This window comes from Pararhodobacter aggregans (genome assembly GCF_003075525.1).
In the GTDB taxonomy this organism is placed as follows: domain Bacteria; phylum Pseudomonadota; class Alphaproteobacteria; order Rhodobacterales; family Rhodobacteraceae; genus Pararhodobacter; species Pararhodobacter aggregans.
Genome location: NZ_QDDR01000018.1, coordinates 15281 through 32104 on the forward strand (window position 1 = coordinate 15281; position 16824 = coordinate 32104).

Consider the following 16824-nt stretch of genomic DNA (forward strand, 5'->3'; position numbering starts at 1 on the left):
GGAAGCCGCAATGCCGCAATGCCAGCTGTTCTCCTTCCGGGAGGGCCTCGATGAGGTCGTGCCCGGCGGGCTCAGGATGAAAGCCGTGGTGGGCCAGGCGCTCAGCGTCGGGGTCGTCAATTTCTGCCTGCCCGGCGGCCCCGGCATCGCCGCCAAGGCCCATGCCCATGGCGAGGAGGCGACGCTGCAGATCCGGGGGGGCTGCACCGTCAACCTCGGCTGGTCGGTCGAGGCACCGGAAGGCTCGGTCGAGCTTGAGGAAGGCATCGTCATGCTGATGCCCGCCGAACAGCCCCATTCCGGGATCAACCGTTTCGACGCCGAGGGCGAATGCCTGCGGCTGAACGTGGTGACGCCGCCGCGCCAGGAATATGGCGCCAGCGGCAATGCCAAACCCTTCTATCCGGGCGCACCGGAGGCCAGGGAATGAGCTGCAGGATCCACGACAGCGGCCTGGGTGCCGCCCCCTTCGCCGTCCGGGGTGCCGCGCTCTCGGTCGCCATGGAACGTCTGCCGGTCGGAGCATCGGCGGCGCTCTCGGCCCGGGGCGGGCCCGAGGAGATGGTCGCGCTGCTGGAAGGCAGCGCCACGCTCAGGGCCGACGACGGCGAGCATGCGCTGGTCCCCGGCACGGGCGTGCTGATCCCGGCCGGTTCGGCGCGCGAATGGACCATTCTGACCCCCGCCCTCGTGTACCGCGTCAGGGCCGCCGGATGAGCGTCGAAGACCGCCTCGCCCGGATCGAGGCCCGCGCGGGCATCGAGGCCGTGATGCAGGTCTATGCGGCGGCGGCGGATGCGAAATACACCGCCCGCCACCGCAAGGCCGCGCCCAAAAGGGTGGCCGAGGCCGCGCGCGCGCAGGCTGCCTGTTTCACCCCGGACGCCGAATGGCAGGCCGGCGGTTTCGGCGGCAGCCTGCACGGCCGCGCGGCGATCGAGGATTTCTTCCGTGAAGGCCCTTGGTCCTTTGCCACCCATCTCTATACGGCGCCGCAGATCGAGGTCGCGGGCACCGCAGCCGACGCCCGCTGGCGCCTGTGGGAGCTGGGCGTCCGCGACGAGAGCAACCCTGCCACCCAGGGCCATGTCACGCTGTTGACAGGCGTGGTCCGCCAGAGCTGGCGCCTTCTGCCCGAAGGCTGGCGCATCGCCGTCATGGCCTTTGACCAGCTCCATGCCCTGACCCTTGCCACCGACACAGCGGCGCTCAGCTGCCTCATCCCCGCCGGAGACACCCCGTGACCGCAACCTGCCCCGCGCCGAGTACCGCGCCCGACCCGGCGCCCGCTGCCGCCTTTCCCATCGCCGACACCGCCTGCCGCGTCGTTTCGAACGAGCCGGTGAACGCCGAATACCGCCTGCTGCTGGCCGAGGCCGGTCCCGCCGCGCTGACCGCCGAAGCGGGTCAGTTCTTCCAGCTCAAATGCCCGCCGACGACGCTGGACCGCCCCTTCCTGCGCCGCCCGATGAGCGTCTATCGCATCGACCGGCAGAATGGACAGATCGGTTTTCTCTACAAGGTGACCGGCAAGGGTACGCGCGGCCTGTCCACGCTGGTGCCGGGCGACACGCTCGAGGCCATCGGTCCCCTGGGCCTGGGTTTCACCCTGCCCGCGGGGACAAGGCATGTCCTTCTGGTGGCCCGGGGCGTGGGGCTCGCCACGCTGACGCCGCTCGTGCAGATGGCCCGCGCTGCCGGGGCCGAGGTCACGGCGATCCTCAGCGCCCGCAATCCCGCCATGGTCATGTCGCGCGACGAGCTGGCCGCGCAGGGCGCCCGGGTGATCGAGGTCACGGACACGGCGGGCGACAGCGACATGGCGCAGGTCGAGGCGCTGCTGCGGCGCCTTCACGCCGAACAGCCCTTCGATTTCGCCGCCACCTGCGGCTCGAACCGGCTGCTGCAACTGACCAAGGCGCTGAGCGCCGAATGGCAGATCGCGGGACAAGCGGCCATGGAGGCCTTCATGGGCTGTGGCATGGGCATGTGCTATGCCTGCGTGCTGCCCGTGACCGCCCCCTCCGGCGAAACCATCTTCAAACGGGTCTGCCGCGAAGGACCTGTCTTCAGCATCGAGGAGGTCCAGTCATGGTAGACCTGTCCGTCCAGATCGGCAGCGTCACGCTGCGCAACCCGGTGATGCCCGCCTCGGGGACCATCGCCGAGGGCTTTGCCGAGATCGTCGACCTCGGCCGGCTGGGCGCGATCGTGCTGAAGACCATCACCCCCGACATCCGCCAGGGCACGCAGCCGCCGCGGGTGGCCGAGTTCACGGATGCCACGCTGTTCTCCATCGGCATCCCGTCCAAGGGACCGGATTACCTGCTGGAGTCGACCCTGCCGGTCTATGCCGGTTTCGGGGTGCCGGTGGTGGCCAGCGTCTCGGCCGACAGCGTCGAGGATTTCGGCACGCTCGCTGCCTATATCTCGGCCCCCGGTGTTGCGGCGATCGAGGCCAATGTCTCGTGCCCGAACCTGCGCGCCCATGGTCAGGCCTTCGGCATGGACCCCGAGGCCACGGCCGAGGTGATCCGCGCCATGAAGGCCAGGACCGACACGCCGATCTGGGCCAAGCTCACCCCCAATGTCGGCGACATCGCCCAGATCGCCCGGGCCGCCGAGGCCGCTGGCGCCGATGCGCTGGTGGTGTCGAATGCGCTTTTGGGTATGGCGGTCGATGCCGAGAACATGCGCCCGCGCCTTGGCAATGTGATTGGCGGGCTCACGGGCAACGCGGTCAAGCCGGTCATCCTGCGCATGGTTCACCAGGTGGCGCAGGCGGTGTCGATCCCGATCATCGGCTGCGGCGGCATCGCCAATGGCGAGGACGCGGTGGAATACCTGCTCGCCGGGGCGACCGCCGTGCAATTCGGCACCGTCAACTTCATCGAACCGGCGGCGATGGAGGACGCCATCGCCTGGATCGAGGCCTATTGCCGCCGCCATGGCGTCACCGAGGTCCGCGCCCTGACCGGGGCCATGAGCCCCCGCCACGACCAGAAATCGCCCCTGCAAAGCGCCGTTCTCTGAGGATCCGATGAGCGACTGGACCGAACTTTGCCCCACCGATGCCCTGCCCGAAGGCGAGGCAAGGGGCTTCACCATCGACGGGCTCAGGCTCTGTGCGGTCAATGACGGGACCGGGATCTTCGTCGTCGCCGACCTCTGCACCCATGGGCAGGCTTATCTGTCCGACGGGTATTTCGACGCCGAGGAATGTGTCCTCGAATGCCCGCTGCATGGCGGTCTCTTCAGCTACCGCGATGGCTCGCCGCAGGGCGACCCGGCGGAAAAGCCCGTCCGTACCTTTCCCATCCGGGTCGAGGGCGGCCGCGTGATGGTGCAGCTATGACCCGGCGCGTCGTCATTCTCGGCGCCGGGGGCACCATCGCCATGGCGGGGGCTCATGCCTATGACTGGGTCGATTACGGCGATACCGGGATCATCAACCCGGTGGACGAGATCGTCGCTGGCATGGATTTCGGGCTGCCCGGCGTGACGCTGGACCTGCGCAGCTTCCGCATGCTGCCCTCGACCGGGATCACGCCCGAGGACTGGCTGGATCTCGCCCGGACCATCGACACGCTCTGCCACGCGGACGCCCCCGCCGGGATCGTGGTGACCCATGGCACGGCGACGATGGAGGATACCGCCTTCTTCCTGCATCTGACGCAACGCGCCGATGTGCCGGTGATCCTGACTGGCGCACAGCGGCCGCCGAACACCGAAGGCTCCGACGCCGCCGCCAACATGCGCCACGCCATCGCGGTCGCCGCCAGTGGCACCCTGCCGGGCGGCGGCTATCTGGTGATGGACGCGCAGATCCTGCCCGCCGACCGCGCGTCCAAGACCGCGAACCACGCACTCGATGCCTTCGAAGCGCCGAGCAGCGGCCCCTTGGGAGCGGTGAACGCAGACGGATCGCTGACCCTGTTCGCCGCGCCGCTGCCCAGGCCGCAGGTCTTCGCCCTGCCGCGGGCGCCGCTGCCCCGGGTCGGGGTCGTCCTTTCCTATCCAGGTGCCGGGGGCGAGGTGGTCGAGGCGCTGACCGCCTCGGGTGTTGCCGCATTGATCAGTGCCGGTTTCCCCCCCGGCCGCCCCACCCCCGGCGAGCGCGCGGCGATGCAACGCGCCGCCGGGGCCGGGGTGTTGGTCGTGCAATCCTCGCGCGCGCCCCGGGGCCGGGTGCCCTTGCAGCGCTGGAATACCGAGGCCGGGATCCTCTCGGGCGGCGGTCTGTCGCCGGCCAAGGCCCGGATCCTCGTGATGCTGGCCTTGGCCGAAGGAATGACGCCGGCCGAGATCCAGGACCTCCTCCTGTCCTGGTAGCGCGATCGGCGAGCCGGGCCCGGGTCCGGCGCCGCGGCGTGGCGGTGCAGGGACGGCCTTTGCCCCTCCGCGGGCCTGAACCGCTGCTGACATCCATGACAAGGCCGGCGCAGGGTTGCCCCGCGCCGGCCGTGCCGGGACCCTAGCCTCAGCTGTTGTCGGGCGCGCGTTGCAGCATGCCCTGCCCGCCCGTCGCCCGCGCCGCCTGCCGGACCACCACCATCGCCACGACGATGATCAGCGTGCCCGAAAGTGCCAGCACCACATGCGGGGCGACGGCGGCAACGGCGGCGCACAGGAACAGCGGGCGCAGCCAGCGGGCGGGGGTATTGCCCGCCACCCCCTCGACCGAGACGGCCATGGCCGCGGTCGCCGCCACCCCGCCGATCACCGCCAGCGTGTTGGCGAGGGGGTCGGCCAGCAGCATCAGCCCGGGGTTCCAGACGAAGGCGAAGGGCATCAGGAAGCCGACGCTCGCCAGTTTCATCGCGTCGAAGGCGATGCTGAACGGATCGGCCCGGGCTATCGCCGCCGCCGCCAGCGCCGCCACCGCGATGGGCGGTGTCAGGGCCGAGAGCACGGCAAAGACCAGCAGAAACATGTGGCTTTGCAGCAGCGGATAGCCGAGCGCCGCCAGCGCCGGTCCGACCAGAACCGCGGCCAGGATATAGGCCGAGGGCGTCGGCATCCCGAGGCCGAGGATGATCGTCACCACCGCGGCGATGACCAGCGTCAGCAGCGCATGCCCGCCGCTGACCGACAGGATGACGCTCGCCGCCTTCATGCCGAGCCCGGTCATGGTCAGCCCGCCGATCACCAGCCCGGCCGCGGCGCAGGCTCCGGCCACGGGCAGGATGCTCAGCGTCGTCTCGCCCAGCCCCTCGATGATCTTCCACAGCGTGAGCCGCGTGCTGGGCAGGATGGCCGAGGCCACCACCACCGACAGAACCCCCATGCCTGCCGTCAGGTTGGGCGAATAGCCCGCGACCAGCACGCCGACGATGATGGCGATGGGGATCAGGAACACCCAGCCGGTGCGGAAGGTCTCGGCCGCCGAGGGGATATCGCCTTCGGCCGGGCGCAGATCCTCGTTCACCGCGCGCAGATGCACCTGCAGGAACACGCCGAGGTAATACAGCAGCGCCGGAACCAGCGCCGCCATGATAACCTCGCGATAACCCACATTGGTGTATTCGGCGAGGATGAAGGCGGCCGAGCCCATGATTGGCGGCATCAGCGACCCGCCGGTCGAAGCCGCGACCTCGACCGCGCCGGCAAAGCGCGCCCGGTAGCCGAGCTTCTTCATCACCGGGATGGTGATCGACCCGGTGGCCACCACATCCGACGTGGGCGAGCCCGACATCGTGCCGTAGAGCCCCGAGGCGATGACCGCCACCTTGGCCGGGCCGCCGCGGGTGCGGCCGGTCAGCAGCGTGGCCAGCGAAAAGAAGAAATCGCCGCCGCCCGCCTTGGCCAGGAAGGTGCCGAACATGACGAAAAGGAAGACGTAGCTGGCGACCACCTTGATCGGCACGCCGAACAGGCCGTCTGTGGTGAAGACCAGGATATCCAGCAGATACGAGAATTCGTCCACGCCGTGGCCGAAGGGCGGGGGCAGCAGGCTGCCGAAAAGATTGTAGGCCAGAAACAGGCTGACCACGAGGGTCAGCGCCAGCCCGGTCGTGCGCCGCGTCGCCTCGAGCGTGAGCGCCAGCAGCAGGCTGCCAAAGCCGAATTGCGCCGGCGTCAGCGCGTCCAGCAGGCTGATCCGCAGCGAGATCGTCTCGGCCGAGGTGAAGAAGAAGATGCCGCAGGCCAGGCTCAGGCCGCTGAGCGCCCAGTCGTAGACAGGCACCCGGTCGGGCGCGTTCGGCGTGGCGCCGATGGCGATGAACAGCAGCGTGAAGATCCCGTTGACGAACAGGATCCCCAGGATCAGCGGGTCCGAGATGGTGAAGATATTGGCGTAGATGACCCAGAGCGAGAACAGCGCCGCGGCAAGGACCAGCAGCCTGTTCCAGCGGGCCGCAAACACGCGTCTGCGGCCCGTGGAAAGTAGCGCGGACATCATTCCGCCAGCAACCCGGCTTCCCGGTAGGCAGCGGCGGCACCGGGGTGGAACGGAATGACGCTGGGCGTCGCCAGCAGCTCGACCGTCAGGTCGGCCATCGAGGAATGGACCGCGCGCATTTCGTCCAGATGCTCGATCAGGGCGCCGGTGATCGTATGGGCCACCTCGTCGCTGAGCTGGTCATGGGTCAGCAGCAGCGCCCCCAACGCGGAACTCGCCACATCGTTGGGCTGGTTGGAATAGCTGCCGCCGGGGATGATCATCCGGCCGGTGCCGTATTGGGCATTGGTGGCCTCGATCACCGCCTCGGGCACTTCCAGCAGCACGACATCGCTGTTTTCGTCGACAGCGCGGAAGCTCGAATGCAGCACGAAGATGCCGTTGGTTATCATGTCGAGGCGGCCGTCCTGCATCAGCTCGGCCTGTTCGCTCGACCCGGCCCGCACCAGCTGCCCGCCATTGGCCGCCAGCGCCTCTTCGGTCACGCCCGCCTCGGCCAGCATGAAGAGCGCGAGGTCCGAGGTGATGTTGCCCGGCCGGTTGATCCCGATCCGCAAGGGCGCGCCGCTGGTGGCGATATCGTCAAGGCTGTCGATGCCGTATTGTTCGGCGACACCGCGATCGAGGAAGAAATGCATCGGCGCCCAATTGTAGAGGTAGCCGATGGCGCGCAGATTCTCGATCGGCTCGCGGAACGGGGCGCTGCCGGCCAGGGCCACGGTCGCCTCGGCGTCATGGGACAGTCCCAGATCGACGCGGTGACTGGACAGAAGGCCGATATTGGCGAAACCGCCGCCGGTGGATTGATAGGTCACGACCGAGGCGGGATCGGCCGCCTTGGCGACCCGGTCCAGTCCGACGCCGACCAGCGACCAGAGCCCGCCGGGGCTGGCGCCCGCCAGGTTGAGGTTCACCGCCTGAGCCTGGGCGCATCCGGCAGACAGGGCGACCGCGAGGGCGGTCACCAGGGGTTTGAAAGTCATGTCATCCTCCCTTTCAGACATGGTCGTGGCGATGGACCGGCCCTGGTCGAGACACTCCTCCCGGGTGGTCCGGCTGCGTCTTCCCGTCTGATTCCCCGGCGCGCGTCGCATGGTGACACAGAGCGTCCGTGCAGGCGAAAAGATATAACTTAGACATCTATTTTGTAGCGAGGAACCTTTCTTTGCGTCAAGGGGAAACACCGGGGACTTGACATTTTATCATTGTTTTTCATTGATATAAGCCGGATTTCAGCCGCCAAATGGACACCCCGCCCGGCCGGTTTCCCGGCAGGCGCTCCCCCTCCGCCCCGGCAGCAGCCGGGGCCCTCCTTCCCGTTCGGCGCCGCTCTATTCGGCGGCGGTGCTCGTGACCTCGCGGACCAGCGTCCGCCAGTCGACCTCTTTCGGATAGATCCCCTCGCGCGAGGCGATGCTTGCCTGCGGCGTGCGCGGCTCCTCGGTGCCGATGGCGCGGCCGCCTTCGGCGACACTGCGCGCGGCATCGACCATCAGCCGGCGGAATTCAACGATGGCCAGATCCGAAGCGCCCAGCGTGTCCGAATGCCGCTCGACCCGCGGGCCCATGCTGACCCACATGGCGATATCCTGGTTGGGAATCCCCTGGATGCCGGTGAAATTGCCCGCTGCCATCGCCTCGCGGTCCTGCAGGAAATCGTTCTCCAGCGTGCGGAGCGGGCGCCATTTCGGGTCCAGATCCTCGCCCGGAACGGCATGGTTGAAACGGCGCCATTCTTCGGTCGTGGGCGTCTTGCGGTCGCCCCAGGCAATGAAGTGGAAGGCGGTTTCGGTGTCGTTGATCGGCACGATGACCGAGGCGACGTTATAGGCGTTGTTCGGCGGGATCAGCGAATAGAAGGGCGCGATGAATTCGGTGATGCGCAGGTAGTTATGCGTGGCCGCGTTGCGGATCGGGGTGCGGATCGCGGCGTAATGGAAGCCGTAGCGAGTCGTCTCGGTCTGCATCCGGGGCGAGCGGTCGGTCGAGGGGCGATACCAGCTCTTGTCATCGGCCGAGGCGCTTTCGACCCGCGCGGGCTTCATGTCCGAGGAATGCAGCGACGAGGAATGGGCGCTGTCGATCTGCCCCTCGTGGATCTGCGCCCAGTTCGCCGGCACGCGGATCTTGAGGATGGCGATATCGGTGTCTTCGGTCGGGGCGAAGGCGGGCGGCATGAAGGCGGGCATCGCCTCCTTGTCGCCCAGCCAGGCCCAGACGAAGCCGCCCCATTCCTGCGTCGGATAGGCGCGCGCCTTCACCTTGTTCTTCAGGGGGCTCGCCTCGGGTTCCGAGGACATGGCGACCGTGTTGCCGTGAACGTCGAATTTCCAGCCGTGATAGAGGCAGCGCAGCCCGCATTCCTCGTTGCGGCCATAAACCAGCGAGGCCTTGCGATGCGGGCAGAGTTCGTCCAGCAGGCCGAGCCGCCCTTCGGTATCGCGGAAGGCCACGTATTTCTCGCCCAGAACCTCGACCCGCAGGGGCTTGCCATCGGGCACGGCCACTTCCTCGATCAGGCAGACCGGCACCCAGTGCTGGCGCATCAGCCGCGCCATCGGCGCGTCGCCGGTCACGCGGGTCAGCAGGTCGTTCTCTTCTTGGGTCAGCATTGCTTGGGTCCTTCTGTTCCGCAACCGCCCGCCGGAAGGGGCGGCTGCAAGCCTGTTGACAGATAATACTTAGCTATCTAAGTCTTTCAAGGAATTTCTGAGCGGAGGATGCATGTTTGATTTTCCAATCGCGCTGACGGTGGCCGGACGGCGCGACCTGACGCCCTCGGTGGTGGAGTTCAGGCTGGCCCGCGCGGATGGTTCCGCCCTGCCCCCCTTCGCCGCGGGCGCCCACCTGACCCTGCGGACGCCTTCGGGCGCGATGCGGCGCTATTCGCTGGTCAACGAGGGCACGGCGCCGACCGACTACGTGATCGCCGTGAAGCGCGAACCCGACTCGCGCGGTGGCTCGCGGTCGATGCATGACGAGGCGCTCCCCGGCGTCACCCTCGACGTGACCGAGATGGAAAATACCTTCGCCCTGACCGAGGCCCCCGATTACCTGCTGGTCGCTGGCGGTATCGGCATCACGCCCCTTTATGCCATGGCGCAGGAGCTTGAACGCCGGAGCAAGCCCTTCACCCTGATCTATTGCACCCGCAGCGCCGAGGAGACCGCCTATCGCGAGGCTCTGGCGCAGGCCTTCGGCGCCCGGGTGCATTTTCACCATGACCAGGGCGATCCCGCGCAGGTTTATGACTTCTGGGACCATTTCGCCGAACCCCGCCCGCAGCACGTCTTCTGCTGCGGCCCCAAACCGCTGATGGAGGAGATTGCCGCCCTGACCGGCCACTGGCCCGAGGGCCGGGTGCATTTCGAGGAATTCCGCCCGGTCGAGATCGTGCGCGCCACCGATCAGGCCTTCGAGGTGGAGCTGAAACGCTCGGGCCGGGTGATGAATGTGCCCGCCGACCGCTCGATCCTGGAGGCCCTGCGCGAGGCGGGGGAGCGCACGGTCTCCTCCTGCGAGAGCGGCACCTGCGGGACCTGCAAGACCCGGCTGCTGGCGGGCGAGGCCGATCACCGCGACATGGTGCTGATGGACGAGGAAAAGCCCTCGCATATCATGATCTGCGTCTCGCGCAGTCAGGGCGGGAGGCTGGTCCTTGACCTCTGAGCCGATCCGGCTGGGCGTCGCCGGGCTGGGCCGCGCCTTCGTGCTGATGCTGCCCAGCCTCCGCGCCGATCCGCGGCTGCGGCTGGTCGCCGCCGCCAGCCCCTCCCCGCGCGAGGCCGCCGCCTTCACCGCGGAATTCGGCGGGCCCTGCCACGCCGATGTGGCCGCGCTCTGCGCCGATCCGGGGGTCGAGGCGGTCTATGTCGCCACCCCCCACGCCCTGCACCGCGCCCATGTGATCGCCGCGCTGGAAGCCGGCAAACATGTGCTGGTGGAAAAGCCGCTGGCGGTGACGCTGGCCGATGGCCTCGCCATGGTCGAGGCGGCGCGAAAGGCGAACCGGCATCTGATCGTCGGCCCCAGCCACAGTTTCGACGCCCCGGTCGCGCTGGCCCGGCAGATCATCGACAGCGGCGAATTCGGTCGGCTGCGCATGCTGCAGGCGCTGAACTACACCGATTTCCTCTATCGACCGCGCAGGCCCGAGGAATTGCGCTCGGACCAGGGGGGCGGCGTCATCTTCAGCCAGGGGATTCACCAGATCGACATCGTGCGCCTGCTGGCCGGGGGGATGGTCACGCAGGTCAGCGCCATGACCGGCGCCTGGGACCCCCAACGCCCCGCCGAGGGCGCCTATGCCGCGCTGATGCACTTCGCCAACGGCGTCTTCGCCTCGCTCAGCTATTCCGGCATGGCGCATTTCGACAGCGATGTCTGGATGGGCAATGTCGGCGAGCTGGGCCACGACAAACCGGCCGACAGCTACGGCGCCGCCCGCCGGGCGCTGGCCAGCACCACCCCTGCCGATGAGATCGCGCTGAAGGAGGCCCGCACCTTCGGCGGCGGCCATCAGCCCGCGCCCGCGCGGCATCACGAGCATTTCGGGCCGATCCTCGCGCTGTGCGACCGGGCCGACCTGCGGCTGACGCCCGACGGGGTGGAAGTCTCGGCCGACACGAGGCGCGAGTTTCGCCCCTGCCCCCTGACCGCCGCCCCCCGCGCGCCGGTCCTCGACGCGCTGGTCACCGCGCTGCGCGAGGGCCGCGCGCCGGTTCAGACCGGAGCCTGGGGTCTGGCCAGCCTCGAGGTCTGCCACGCGATCCTCGCCTCGGCGGCCAGCGGCCAGCCGCAGCGCCTTTCCCATCAGATCACCACAGGGATGGAACCATGACCAATCTTTCGCTTTCGCTCGCCATGGGGGATTACGACCGCACCCGCCCGCTCGTCGACGGCCGCGTCGCCATCGACGGCGTGTCGCCGATCCCGATGCTGCTGAGCCCGGAAGAGATGTTCTTCCGCGCCTTCCGCCATCAGGCCTTCGACATCTGCGAGCTGTCGCTCTCGTCCTATGCGATCTCGGTCGCGCGGGGGGATGCGCATTACGTCGCCGTGCCGGTCTATCTGAGCCGGGCGTTCCGCCATACCTCGGTCTATATCCGCACCGACCGCGGGATTCAGACGCCCGCCGACCTCAAGGGGCGGCGGATCGGCATCGCCGAGTATCAGCTGACGGCGAATGTCTGGGTGCGCGGGATCCTTGCGGAGCATTACGGCCTCGACCCGGCCGATGTGCAGTGGGTGCGGGGTGGCATGAACACCTCGGGTCGGCCGGAGAAGATCAAGGTCGCGCTGCCCGACAGCATCCGCATGGAGGCCGCGCCCGAGGGCCGCTCGCTCAACGACCTGCTGGTCGCGGGCGAGATCGACGGCTTCATCGGCCCGCGCGCGCCGCGCTGCCACGACGAGGGGCATCCGCTGATCGGGCGGCTCTGGTCCGATACCGTGGCCGAGGCGTCGGAATATTTCGGGAAAACCGGAATCTTCCCCATCATGCATGTGCTGGGCCTGCGTCGCAGCCTGGCCGAGGCGCATCCCTGGCTGCCCGGCGCGCTGGTCAAGGCCTTCACCCGCGCCCGCGATCTGGCGCAGGAGGCACTTGCCGATACCTCGGCCACCAAGGTGACGATGCCCTTTGTCGAGGACACGCTGGCCCGCGCGCGGCGGCTGATGGGTCCCGATCCCTGGAGCTATGGCCTGGGTCAGAACCGCGCGGTGCTGGACACCTTCCTGCGCTATCATCATGAGCAAGGCCTCTCACCCCGCCGCGTCACGCCGGAGGAGCTGTTCCACCCGGCCTCGGTCGAAAGCTACAGCCTGTGAGCGCGGTCTTGGAACTGGACTTCCGACCCGGCGAACTGGTCGAGATCGCTCTGCCCGATCGTCTGGCGCATGTGCAGGTGACGCATCTGCACGCCAGCTATCCGCCGGTGGTGCGGGTGCTGGAGAATCGCCCTCGGACCCGGTCGGACGATCCGGCCATCATCGCGGCGGGGGCGACGGCCTTTACCGCGATGCTGCCGCTGGGGTCGGTCCTGATGCGGTTGGGGCTGCCGGCGACCCGGCTCGGCGTGCAGACGATCCCGGCCAGAGACGCGGGTTTCCCCACCTTCCGCATGCCGATCCGGGGACGGTCGGGCGAGGTGCTGTACTGGTGGCTGTGGGATGGCATTTCGCTGCGCTACGAGGTGGCGCCCGGTACGGATCTGGACGCCCTGCCCCTGCGCGAGGTCATGAGCGCCGAGGATTTCCTGGCCGGTCTGACGCGCTGAGCCTCAGCCCGCCAGGAAGCGGTGGAAACGCCGGTGCAGCCAGGGCAGCGTCCAGGCGGTGTTGATCCCGGTCAGCGCCAGCGCCACCACCAGCAGCGACACCGGCCGTGGCAGCCCGCCGATCAGGGGGTCCAGCCCGTAAACCAGCAGAACCAGCGCCGGAAAGACCGCCAGAAAGGCGATGAGCCATCGCTTGTGGAAGGGAACCGGCCGCGGTGCCGGGGTCAGATCCGGCTGCACCTCGGCGAGTCCGGCAAGTGCCTGCCGCAGTGTCGCACCGCTGACCCCCTCCGCCAGAACCAGCCAATGCCCGCCGATCTGGCACCAGTCCCGGGCGGGCACAGCCGCCGGGTTCAGCGCAAACAGGATGGCGGAAACCCGGTCACGATTGGCGAGCGGAACGAGGAGGGGGACGGGTTTCATGCACAGGCTCGACGAAAGGCAGCTTGGTTCGGCGCGGTTGCCGCGCCTTATCTTCGATATCTAAGTATTGGCAACCTGCCTGCCAGTCAAGGTGACTTCCCCTCCGACGGGCCCGACAGAAAATACCCGGTGCGCCCGGTCCTGATGTCCAGTACGTTGAAGACCTTGCGACATTTAACCGGAATCAGGCCATGCAGGACGGCGCATCAGAGCTGCACGATGACGAGAGGCTGGCGCGGCTGATCCGGCTATCCGCGCGCGGGTTCAACCGGGCATTGTCGCTGCGCCTGCAACAGCATGATGTGACCTTCGGGCAATGGATCTTCCTGCGCATCCTGTGGGTCGAGGACGGGCTGTCGCAGCGCGAACTCAGCCAGCGCGCCAATGTGACCGAACCCACGACCCATACGGCGCTGAAAAAGCTCGAACTTCAGGGGCTGATCCGGCGCGAGAATCCCGACGACAACCGCCGCCGCCAGCACACCTATCTGACCGAGCAGGGCAAGGCCCTGCGCGCGGTCCTCGAACCGCTGGCGATCGAGGCCAATGAAGTCGCCGCCGAGGGCCTGTCTGCCACCGAGCGCGAGGATTTCCGCCGCTACCTTCTGATCCTGATCCGCAATCTGGAACGCGACGAGGCCGAGGCGTCGAAGAAGGGCCTGAAAGTGCCGCCAAAGCGGGGCTGGACCGGCGACGTCTGAGGGCTCAATGCGCCAGGATGCGGCCCAGGAATTCGCGGCTGCGGTCATGGCGCGGATGGTCGAAGAACTCGCCCGGCGGCGCCACTTCCAGGATCTGGCCCTGGTCCATGAATACCACGCGGTCGGCCACCTGTCGCGCGAAACCCATCTCATGCGTGACGCAGATCATCGTCATGCCGTCTTCGGCCAGCGTGACCATGGTGTCCAGCACCTCCTGCACCATCTCGGGGTCCAGCGCCGAGGTGGGCTCGTCGAACAGCATCAGACGCGGCCGCATGCACAGCGCGCGGGCAATCGCCACCCGCTGCTGCTGCCCACCCGACAGCTGCCCCGGATATTTGTCCGCCTGATCGGCGATCCGCACCCGGGCCAGCAATTCGCGCGCGCGGCCCTCGGCGGTGGCCCGCGACTCGCGCAGGCTGCGCATCGGCGCGAGGATGCAGTTCTCCAGCACGCTCATATGCGGGAAAAGGTTGAAATGCTGGAAAACCATGCCGACCTGGCGGCGGATCTCCTCGACCTCGCGGGTGGCGGCGCGGCCCTTGGCGGCCGTGCCCAGACCGTCGAGGGTGATGCTGCCCTCCTCGAACCCTTCGATGCGGTTGATGCAGCGGATCAGCGTCGACTTGCCCGATCCCGAGGGGCCGCAGACCACGATCCGCTCACCCCTTGCGACCTGCAGATCGACATCGCGCAGTGCGTGGTAGGCGCCGAACCATTTGTTCAGGCCGCGGATGGACAGCAGGGGCGTGTCCGGCTGGGTCATCACGAGCGATCCCTTGCGAGGTCGCGTTCCAGCCGGGCGCTGAACCGCGAGAGCGAGAAGCAGAAGACGAAATAGATCAGCCCGGCAAAGAGGTAGACCTCGATCCCGAAGCCTTGCCACAGCGGATCGGCCACGGCGCGCTTGGCCGCGGTCATCAGGTCGAAGATCCCGACCACGACGACGATGGCGGTGGCCTTGAAGAAGCCGATGAAGACGTTGACGATGCCCGGAATGACGATACGCAGGGCCTGCGGCAGGATCACGTCGCGCATGGTCTGGGCATAGGTCAGCGACAGGGCCGAGGCGGCCTCGTATTGCCCCGACGGGATCGCCTGCAGACCGCCGCGGATCACCTCGGCCAGATAGGCGGCGCCGAAGAGGGTGAAGGCGATCAGCACGCGCAACAGCTTCGACACCTGCCAGGATTCGGGCAGAAACAGCGGCATCATCACGCTGGCCATGAACAGCACCACGACCAGCGGCACGGCGCGGGCGAATTCGATCAGCCCGACCGAGGCGGCCTGCAGCATCGGGAAGCGGCGCTGCTGGCGGGCCAGCGCAAGGGCGATGGCGACCGGGAAGGCAAGGCCCAGACCGAAGGTCGACAGGATCAGCGTGACCGGCAGCCCGCCCCATTGATCGTCGCCGACCGGCGCCAGCCCGGCCACACCGCCGCGCATAAGGACCAGCACGGCGGCCAGGACCAGTGCCCAGATCACCCCCAGCGCCGGACGCCAGAGCGCCTTTTGCACCGACAGTGCGTAGAGCGCGATCATCAGCAAGCAGGCAAGGCCCGGCCGCCATTGCAGGTCAAAGGGATAGAGACCGAAGAGGATCAGGCGCACCTTGTCCCCGATCACCGCCCAGCAGGCCCCCTCGGCCCCCTCGGCGCGGCAGGCCTGGCTGGCGTCCAGCGTCCCGGTCGGACCGAAGACGGCGTTCAGGACCGCCCAGTCGAAAAGCGTCCAGGCCGCCAGCCCCAGCAGCACGACCAGGACCAGGGTCCAGACCGTCGCGCCGGGCGCATAGAAGAAATCCTCGGCCAGGATCTGGCGAAGACCCCGGCGACGGTCGGGCGCGGGACGGGCAGCGGCCTCGGTCTGGGCAAGGAAGCGGGTCATCGGCGGTCACCCCAGCTCAGCCGCGTGTTGACAAGGTTCATCAGCCCGCTGAACCCCAGCGAGACCAGGATGAAGAACCCGGCGATCACCGCCATCACCTCGACCGCCTGCCCGGTGTCGAACAGCACCGTGTTGCCGATGCCGACGATCTCCTGATAGCCGATCACCACCGCCAGCGAGCTGTTCTTGATGACGCCGATGTATTCATTGGCCATGGCGGGCAGCGCGACGCGGATCGCCTGCGGATAAATGACCGAGCGGCGCACCGTCGCCCCCGGCAGGGCCAGCGCCATCGTCGCCTCCCATTGGCCGCGCGGCACCGACTGGATGGCGCCCCGGATGATCTCGGCCAGAAAGGTCGAGGTGTAGAGCGTGAGCGCGATGACGAAGGCCGCCAGCTCCGGCGAGATCGAGACCCCGCCGTTGATCCGAAAACCGGCAACGGCGGGCGTCGACAGATCGGGGATCCGTCCCAGGACCAGCCAGGGCAGCGCCATTGCGGCAAGAGTCAGCAGGGTCATGACCGCGCTGCCCGGCGACCAGCGCCCGCCCCGTCGGCGCAGGAATATCAGCGCAAGACAGGCGATCAGCCCGCACAGGCCCGAGAGCAGCCATCCCGCTTCCGCCACCGGACTCGGCAGATAAAGACCGCGGTTGGTCACCAGAACGCCCAGCACCGGCTGCGCCTCGCGCGGGGCGGGCAAGGACAGGACCAGCGCGTAGCTGAGCGAAATATGGATCAGCACCGGGACGTTGCGCACCAGCTCGATGGTGAACAGGCAGCTGCCGCGCAACAGGCGGTTGCGCGACAGCCGACCCAATCCCAGGCCCAACCCGAGGATGCTTGCCAGCACGATGACCATCGCCGAGATCTTCAACGTGTTCAACGCACCGGCCCAGAGGGCGAGGGCATTGCTGTCCTCGCCCGGCGTGAAGGCGAAGGGCGCATTCGCCAGCGCGGTGCGGGCGGGCTCCCCCAGAAAGGCGAACCCCGTCTCGATCCCGCGACTGCGCAGTTCGGCCCCGGTGATGGCAAAGACCCAGAGCAGCGCCAGCCCCACCAGCGCGAAAACCAGCGCCTGTGCTGCGGCGGAACGCCATCGTCCGGGGGCTTTCGCCATCATCGCCCGAC

General features: G+C 68.1%; 19 protein-coding genes. 12 read left to right on the top strand and 7 right to left on the bottom strand.

All coding sequences use genetic code 11. The features are described 5' to 3' along the window. Window positions 1-10 precede the first annotated feature (10 nt). The 7 genes from DDE23_RS23120 to DDE23_RS23145 are packed head-to-tail and all read left to right on the top strand — an operon-like array spanning window position 11 to window position 4332. Complete coding sequence (locus DDE23_RS23120) at window positions 11-430, top strand: cupin domain-containing protein (RefSeq protein WP_107750935.1); 420 nt, start codon at window positions 11-13, stop codon at window positions 428-430. Beyond that, the gene (locus DDE23_RS25230) at window positions 427-717 is read left to right on the top strand and encodes a cupin domain-containing protein (protein ID WP_157958110.1); all 291 of its coding nucleotides are present in this window, start codon (window positions 427-429) and stop codon (window positions 715-717) included. Before DDE23_RS23120 ends, DDE23_RS25230 begins: the two co-directional genes overlap by 4 nt. Further along, entirely contained in the window at window positions 714-1244 is a 531-nt protein-coding gene (locus DDE23_RS25235; RefSeq protein ID WP_157958111.1) for a nuclear transport factor 2 family protein, read from the top strand. The genes DDE23_RS25230 and DDE23_RS25235 overlap by 4 nt, the downstream gene beginning before the upstream one ends. Continuing rightward, window positions 1241-2098 carry a dihydroorotate dehydrogenase electron transfer subunit gene (locus DDE23_RS23130; RefSeq protein ID WP_107750933.1) on the top strand — a complete coding sequence of 286 codons (858 nt, stop codon included), beginning with the start codon at window positions 1241-1243 and terminating at the stop codon, window positions 2096-2098. The genes DDE23_RS25235 and DDE23_RS23130 overlap by 4 nt, the downstream gene beginning before the upstream one ends. After that, window positions 2092-3033, top strand: a complete 942-nt coding sequence (locus DDE23_RS23135) for a dihydroorotate dehydrogenase (RefSeq protein WP_107750932.1) — start codon at window positions 2092-2094, stop codon at window positions 3031-3033. The genes DDE23_RS23130 and DDE23_RS23135 overlap by 7 nt, the downstream gene beginning before the upstream one ends. A 7-nt stretch (window positions 3034-3040) precedes the next feature. Beyond that, window positions 3041-3355, top strand: a complete 315-nt coding sequence (locus tag DDE23_RS23140; RefSeq protein WP_107750931.1) for a non-heme iron oxygenase ferredoxin subunit — start codon at window positions 3041-3043, stop codon at window positions 3353-3355. Then, window positions 3352-4332, top strand: coding sequence for an asparaginase (locus DDE23_RS23145; protein WP_107750930.1), 981 nt, complete (start codon window positions 3352-3354; stop codon window positions 4330-4332). The genes DDE23_RS23140 and DDE23_RS23145 overlap by 4 nt, the downstream gene beginning before the upstream one ends. 148 nt (window positions 4333-4480) lie before the next feature. On the opposite strand, the gene DDE23_RS23150 is transcribed toward DDE23_RS23145, so the two are convergent. From DDE23_RS23150 to DDE23_RS23160, 3 genes are all read right to left on the bottom strand, one after another. Then, entirely contained in the window at window positions 4481-6400 is a 1920-nt protein-coding gene (locus tag DDE23_RS23150) for a TRAP transporter permease (RefSeq protein WP_202863315.1), read from the bottom strand. Continuing rightward, on the bottom strand, window positions 6400-7386 hold the full coding sequence (locus DDE23_RS23155) for a TAXI family TRAP transporter solute-binding subunit (protein ID WP_107750928.1): 987 nt from the start codon (window positions 7384-7386) through the stop codon (window positions 6400-6402). Before DDE23_RS23155 ends, DDE23_RS23150 begins: the two co-directional genes overlap by 1 nt. A 348-nt stretch (window positions 7387-7734) precedes the next feature. Continuing rightward, window positions 7735-9015, bottom strand: coding sequence for a Rieske 2Fe-2S domain-containing protein (locus DDE23_RS23160; protein ID WP_107750927.1), 1281 nt, complete (start codon window positions 9013-9015; stop codon window positions 7735-7737). 112 nt (window positions 9016-9127) lie between these two features. On the opposite strand from DDE23_RS23160, the gene DDE23_RS23165 reads away from it, so the two are divergent. Genes DDE23_RS23165 through DDE23_RS23180 form a run of 4 tightly spaced genes read left to right on the top strand, consistent with a single transcriptional unit; the run spans window position 9128 to window position 12681 of the window. Beyond that, window positions 9128-10072 (top strand): PDR/VanB family oxidoreductase, encoded by a 945-nt coding sequence (locus tag DDE23_RS23165; RefSeq protein ID WP_107750926.1) that lies wholly within the window; start codon window positions 9128-9130, stop codon window positions 10070-10072. Beyond that, complete coding sequence (locus tag DDE23_RS23170) at window positions 10062-11243, top strand: Gfo/Idh/MocA family oxidoreductase (protein ID WP_107750925.1); 1182 nt, start codon at window positions 10062-10064, stop codon at window positions 11241-11243. Before DDE23_RS23165 ends, DDE23_RS23170 begins: the two co-directional genes overlap by 11 nt. Beyond that, window positions 11240-12232, top strand: coding sequence for a PhnD/SsuA/transferrin family substrate-binding protein (locus tag DDE23_RS23175; protein ID WP_192883750.1), 993 nt, complete (start codon window positions 11240-11242; stop codon window positions 12230-12232). The genes DDE23_RS23170 and DDE23_RS23175 overlap by 4 nt, the downstream gene beginning before the upstream one ends. Before the next feature lie 8 nt (window positions 12233-12240). After that, a complete protein-coding gene (locus DDE23_RS23180) occupies window positions 12241-12681 on the top strand; it encodes a hypothetical protein (protein ID WP_133239606.1) in 441 nt (146 codons plus the stop codon). Window positions 12682-12684: 3 nt separating this feature from the next. Here the strand turns inward: DDE23_RS23180 and DDE23_RS23185 are convergent, their stop codons facing one another. Continuing rightward, complete coding sequence (locus DDE23_RS23185; RefSeq protein WP_107750923.1) at window positions 12685-13104, bottom strand: putative antibiotic biosynthesis monooxygenase; 420 nt, start codon at window positions 13102-13104, stop codon at window positions 12685-12687. A 191-nt stretch (window positions 13105-13295) separates the two neighbouring features. Between DDE23_RS23185 and DDE23_RS23190 the strand changes: the two genes are divergently transcribed. After that, the gene (locus tag DDE23_RS23190) at window positions 13296-13805 is read left to right on the top strand and encodes a MarR family winged helix-turn-helix transcriptional regulator (RefSeq protein WP_238150095.1); all 510 of its coding nucleotides are present in this window, start codon (window positions 13296-13298) and stop codon (window positions 13803-13805) included. A gap of 4 nt (window positions 13806-13809) precedes the next feature. Here DDE23_RS23190 and DDE23_RS23195 read toward each other — a convergent pair whose 3' ends face one another. The 3 genes from DDE23_RS23195 to DDE23_RS23205 are packed head-to-tail and all read right to left on the bottom strand — an operon-like array spanning window position 13810 to window position 16816. Next, the gene (locus DDE23_RS23195; RefSeq protein WP_107750922.1) at window positions 13810-14571 is read right to left on the bottom strand and encodes an amino acid ABC transporter ATP-binding protein; all 762 of its coding nucleotides are present in this window, start codon (window positions 14569-14571) and stop codon (window positions 13810-13812) included. After that, a complete protein-coding gene (locus DDE23_RS23200; RefSeq protein WP_107750921.1) occupies window positions 14571-15692 on the bottom strand; it encodes an amino acid ABC transporter permease in 1122 nt (373 codons plus the stop codon). Before DDE23_RS23200 ends, DDE23_RS23195 begins: the two co-directional genes overlap by 1 nt. Next, window positions 15689-16816: an ABC transporter permease subunit gene (locus DDE23_RS23205; protein ID WP_107750920.1), complete on the bottom strand. Its 1128-nt coding sequence runs from the start codon at window positions 16814-16816 to the stop codon at window positions 15689-15691. Before DDE23_RS23205 ends, DDE23_RS23200 begins: the two co-directional genes overlap by 4 nt. Between the last annotated feature and the right edge of the window lie 8 nt (window positions 16817-16824).

Bases quoted from the DNA above. Each gene is read 5' to 3' on its own strand.
- DDE23_RS23120 (WP_107750935.1), top strand. From the start codon at position 11: ATGCCGCAATGCCAGCTGTTCTCCTTCCGGGAGGGCCTCGATGAGGTC.
- DDE23_RS25230 (WP_157958110.1), top strand. From the start codon at position 427: ATGAGCTGCAGGATCCACGACAGCGGCCTGGGTGCCGCCCCCTTCGCC.
- DDE23_RS25235 (WP_157958111.1), top strand. From the start codon at position 714: ATGAGCGTCGAAGACCGCCTCGCCCGGATCGAGGCCCGCGCGGGCATC.
- DDE23_RS23135 (WP_107750932.1), top strand. From the start codon at position 2,092: ATGGTAGACCTGTCCGTCCAGATCGGCAGCGTCACGCTGCGCAACCCG.
- DDE23_RS23140 (WP_107750931.1), top strand. From the start codon at position 3,041: ATGAGCGACTGGACCGAACTTTGCCCCACCGATGCCCTGCCCGAAGGC.
- DDE23_RS23145 (WP_107750930.1), top strand. From the start codon at position 3,352: ATGACCCGGCGCGTCGTCATTCTCGGCGCCGGGGGCACCATCGCCATG.
- DDE23_RS23150 (WP_202863315.1), bottom strand. From the start codon at position 6,400: ATGTCCGCGCTACTTTCCACGGGCCGCAGACGCGTGTTTGCGGCCCGC.
- DDE23_RS23155 (WP_107750928.1), bottom strand. From the start codon at position 7,386: ATGACTTTCAAACCCCTGGTGACCGCCCTCGCGGTCGCCCTGTCTGCC.
- DDE23_RS23160 (WP_107750927.1), bottom strand. From the start codon at position 9,015: ATGCTGACCCAAGAAGAGAACGACCTGCTGACCCGCGTGACCGGCGAC.
- DDE23_RS23165 (WP_107750926.1), top strand. From the start codon at position 9,128: ATGTTTGATTTTCCAATCGCGCTGACGGTGGCCGGACGGCGCGACCTG.
- DDE23_RS23175 (WP_192883750.1), top strand. From the start codon at position 11,240: ATGACCAATCTTTCGCTTTCGCTCGCCATGGGGGATTACGACCGCACC.
- DDE23_RS23185 (WP_107750923.1), bottom strand. From the start codon at position 13,104: ATGAAACCCGTCCCCCTCCTCGTTCCGCTCGCCAATCGTGACCGGGTT.
- DDE23_RS23190 (WP_238150095.1), top strand. From the start codon at position 13,296: ATGCAGGACGGCGCATCAGAGCTGCACGATGACGAGAGGCTGGCGCGG.
- DDE23_RS23195 (WP_107750922.1), bottom strand. From the start codon at position 14,571: ATGACCCAGCCGGACACGCCCCTGCTGTCCATCCGCGGCCTGAACAAA.
- DDE23_RS23200 (WP_107750921.1), bottom strand. From the start codon at position 15,692: ATGACCCGCTTCCTTGCCCAGACCGAGGCCGCTGCCCGTCCCGCGCCC.
- DDE23_RS23205 (WP_107750920.1), bottom strand. From the start codon at position 16,816: ATGATGGCGAAAGCCCCCGGACGATGGCGTTCCGCCGCAGCACAGGCG.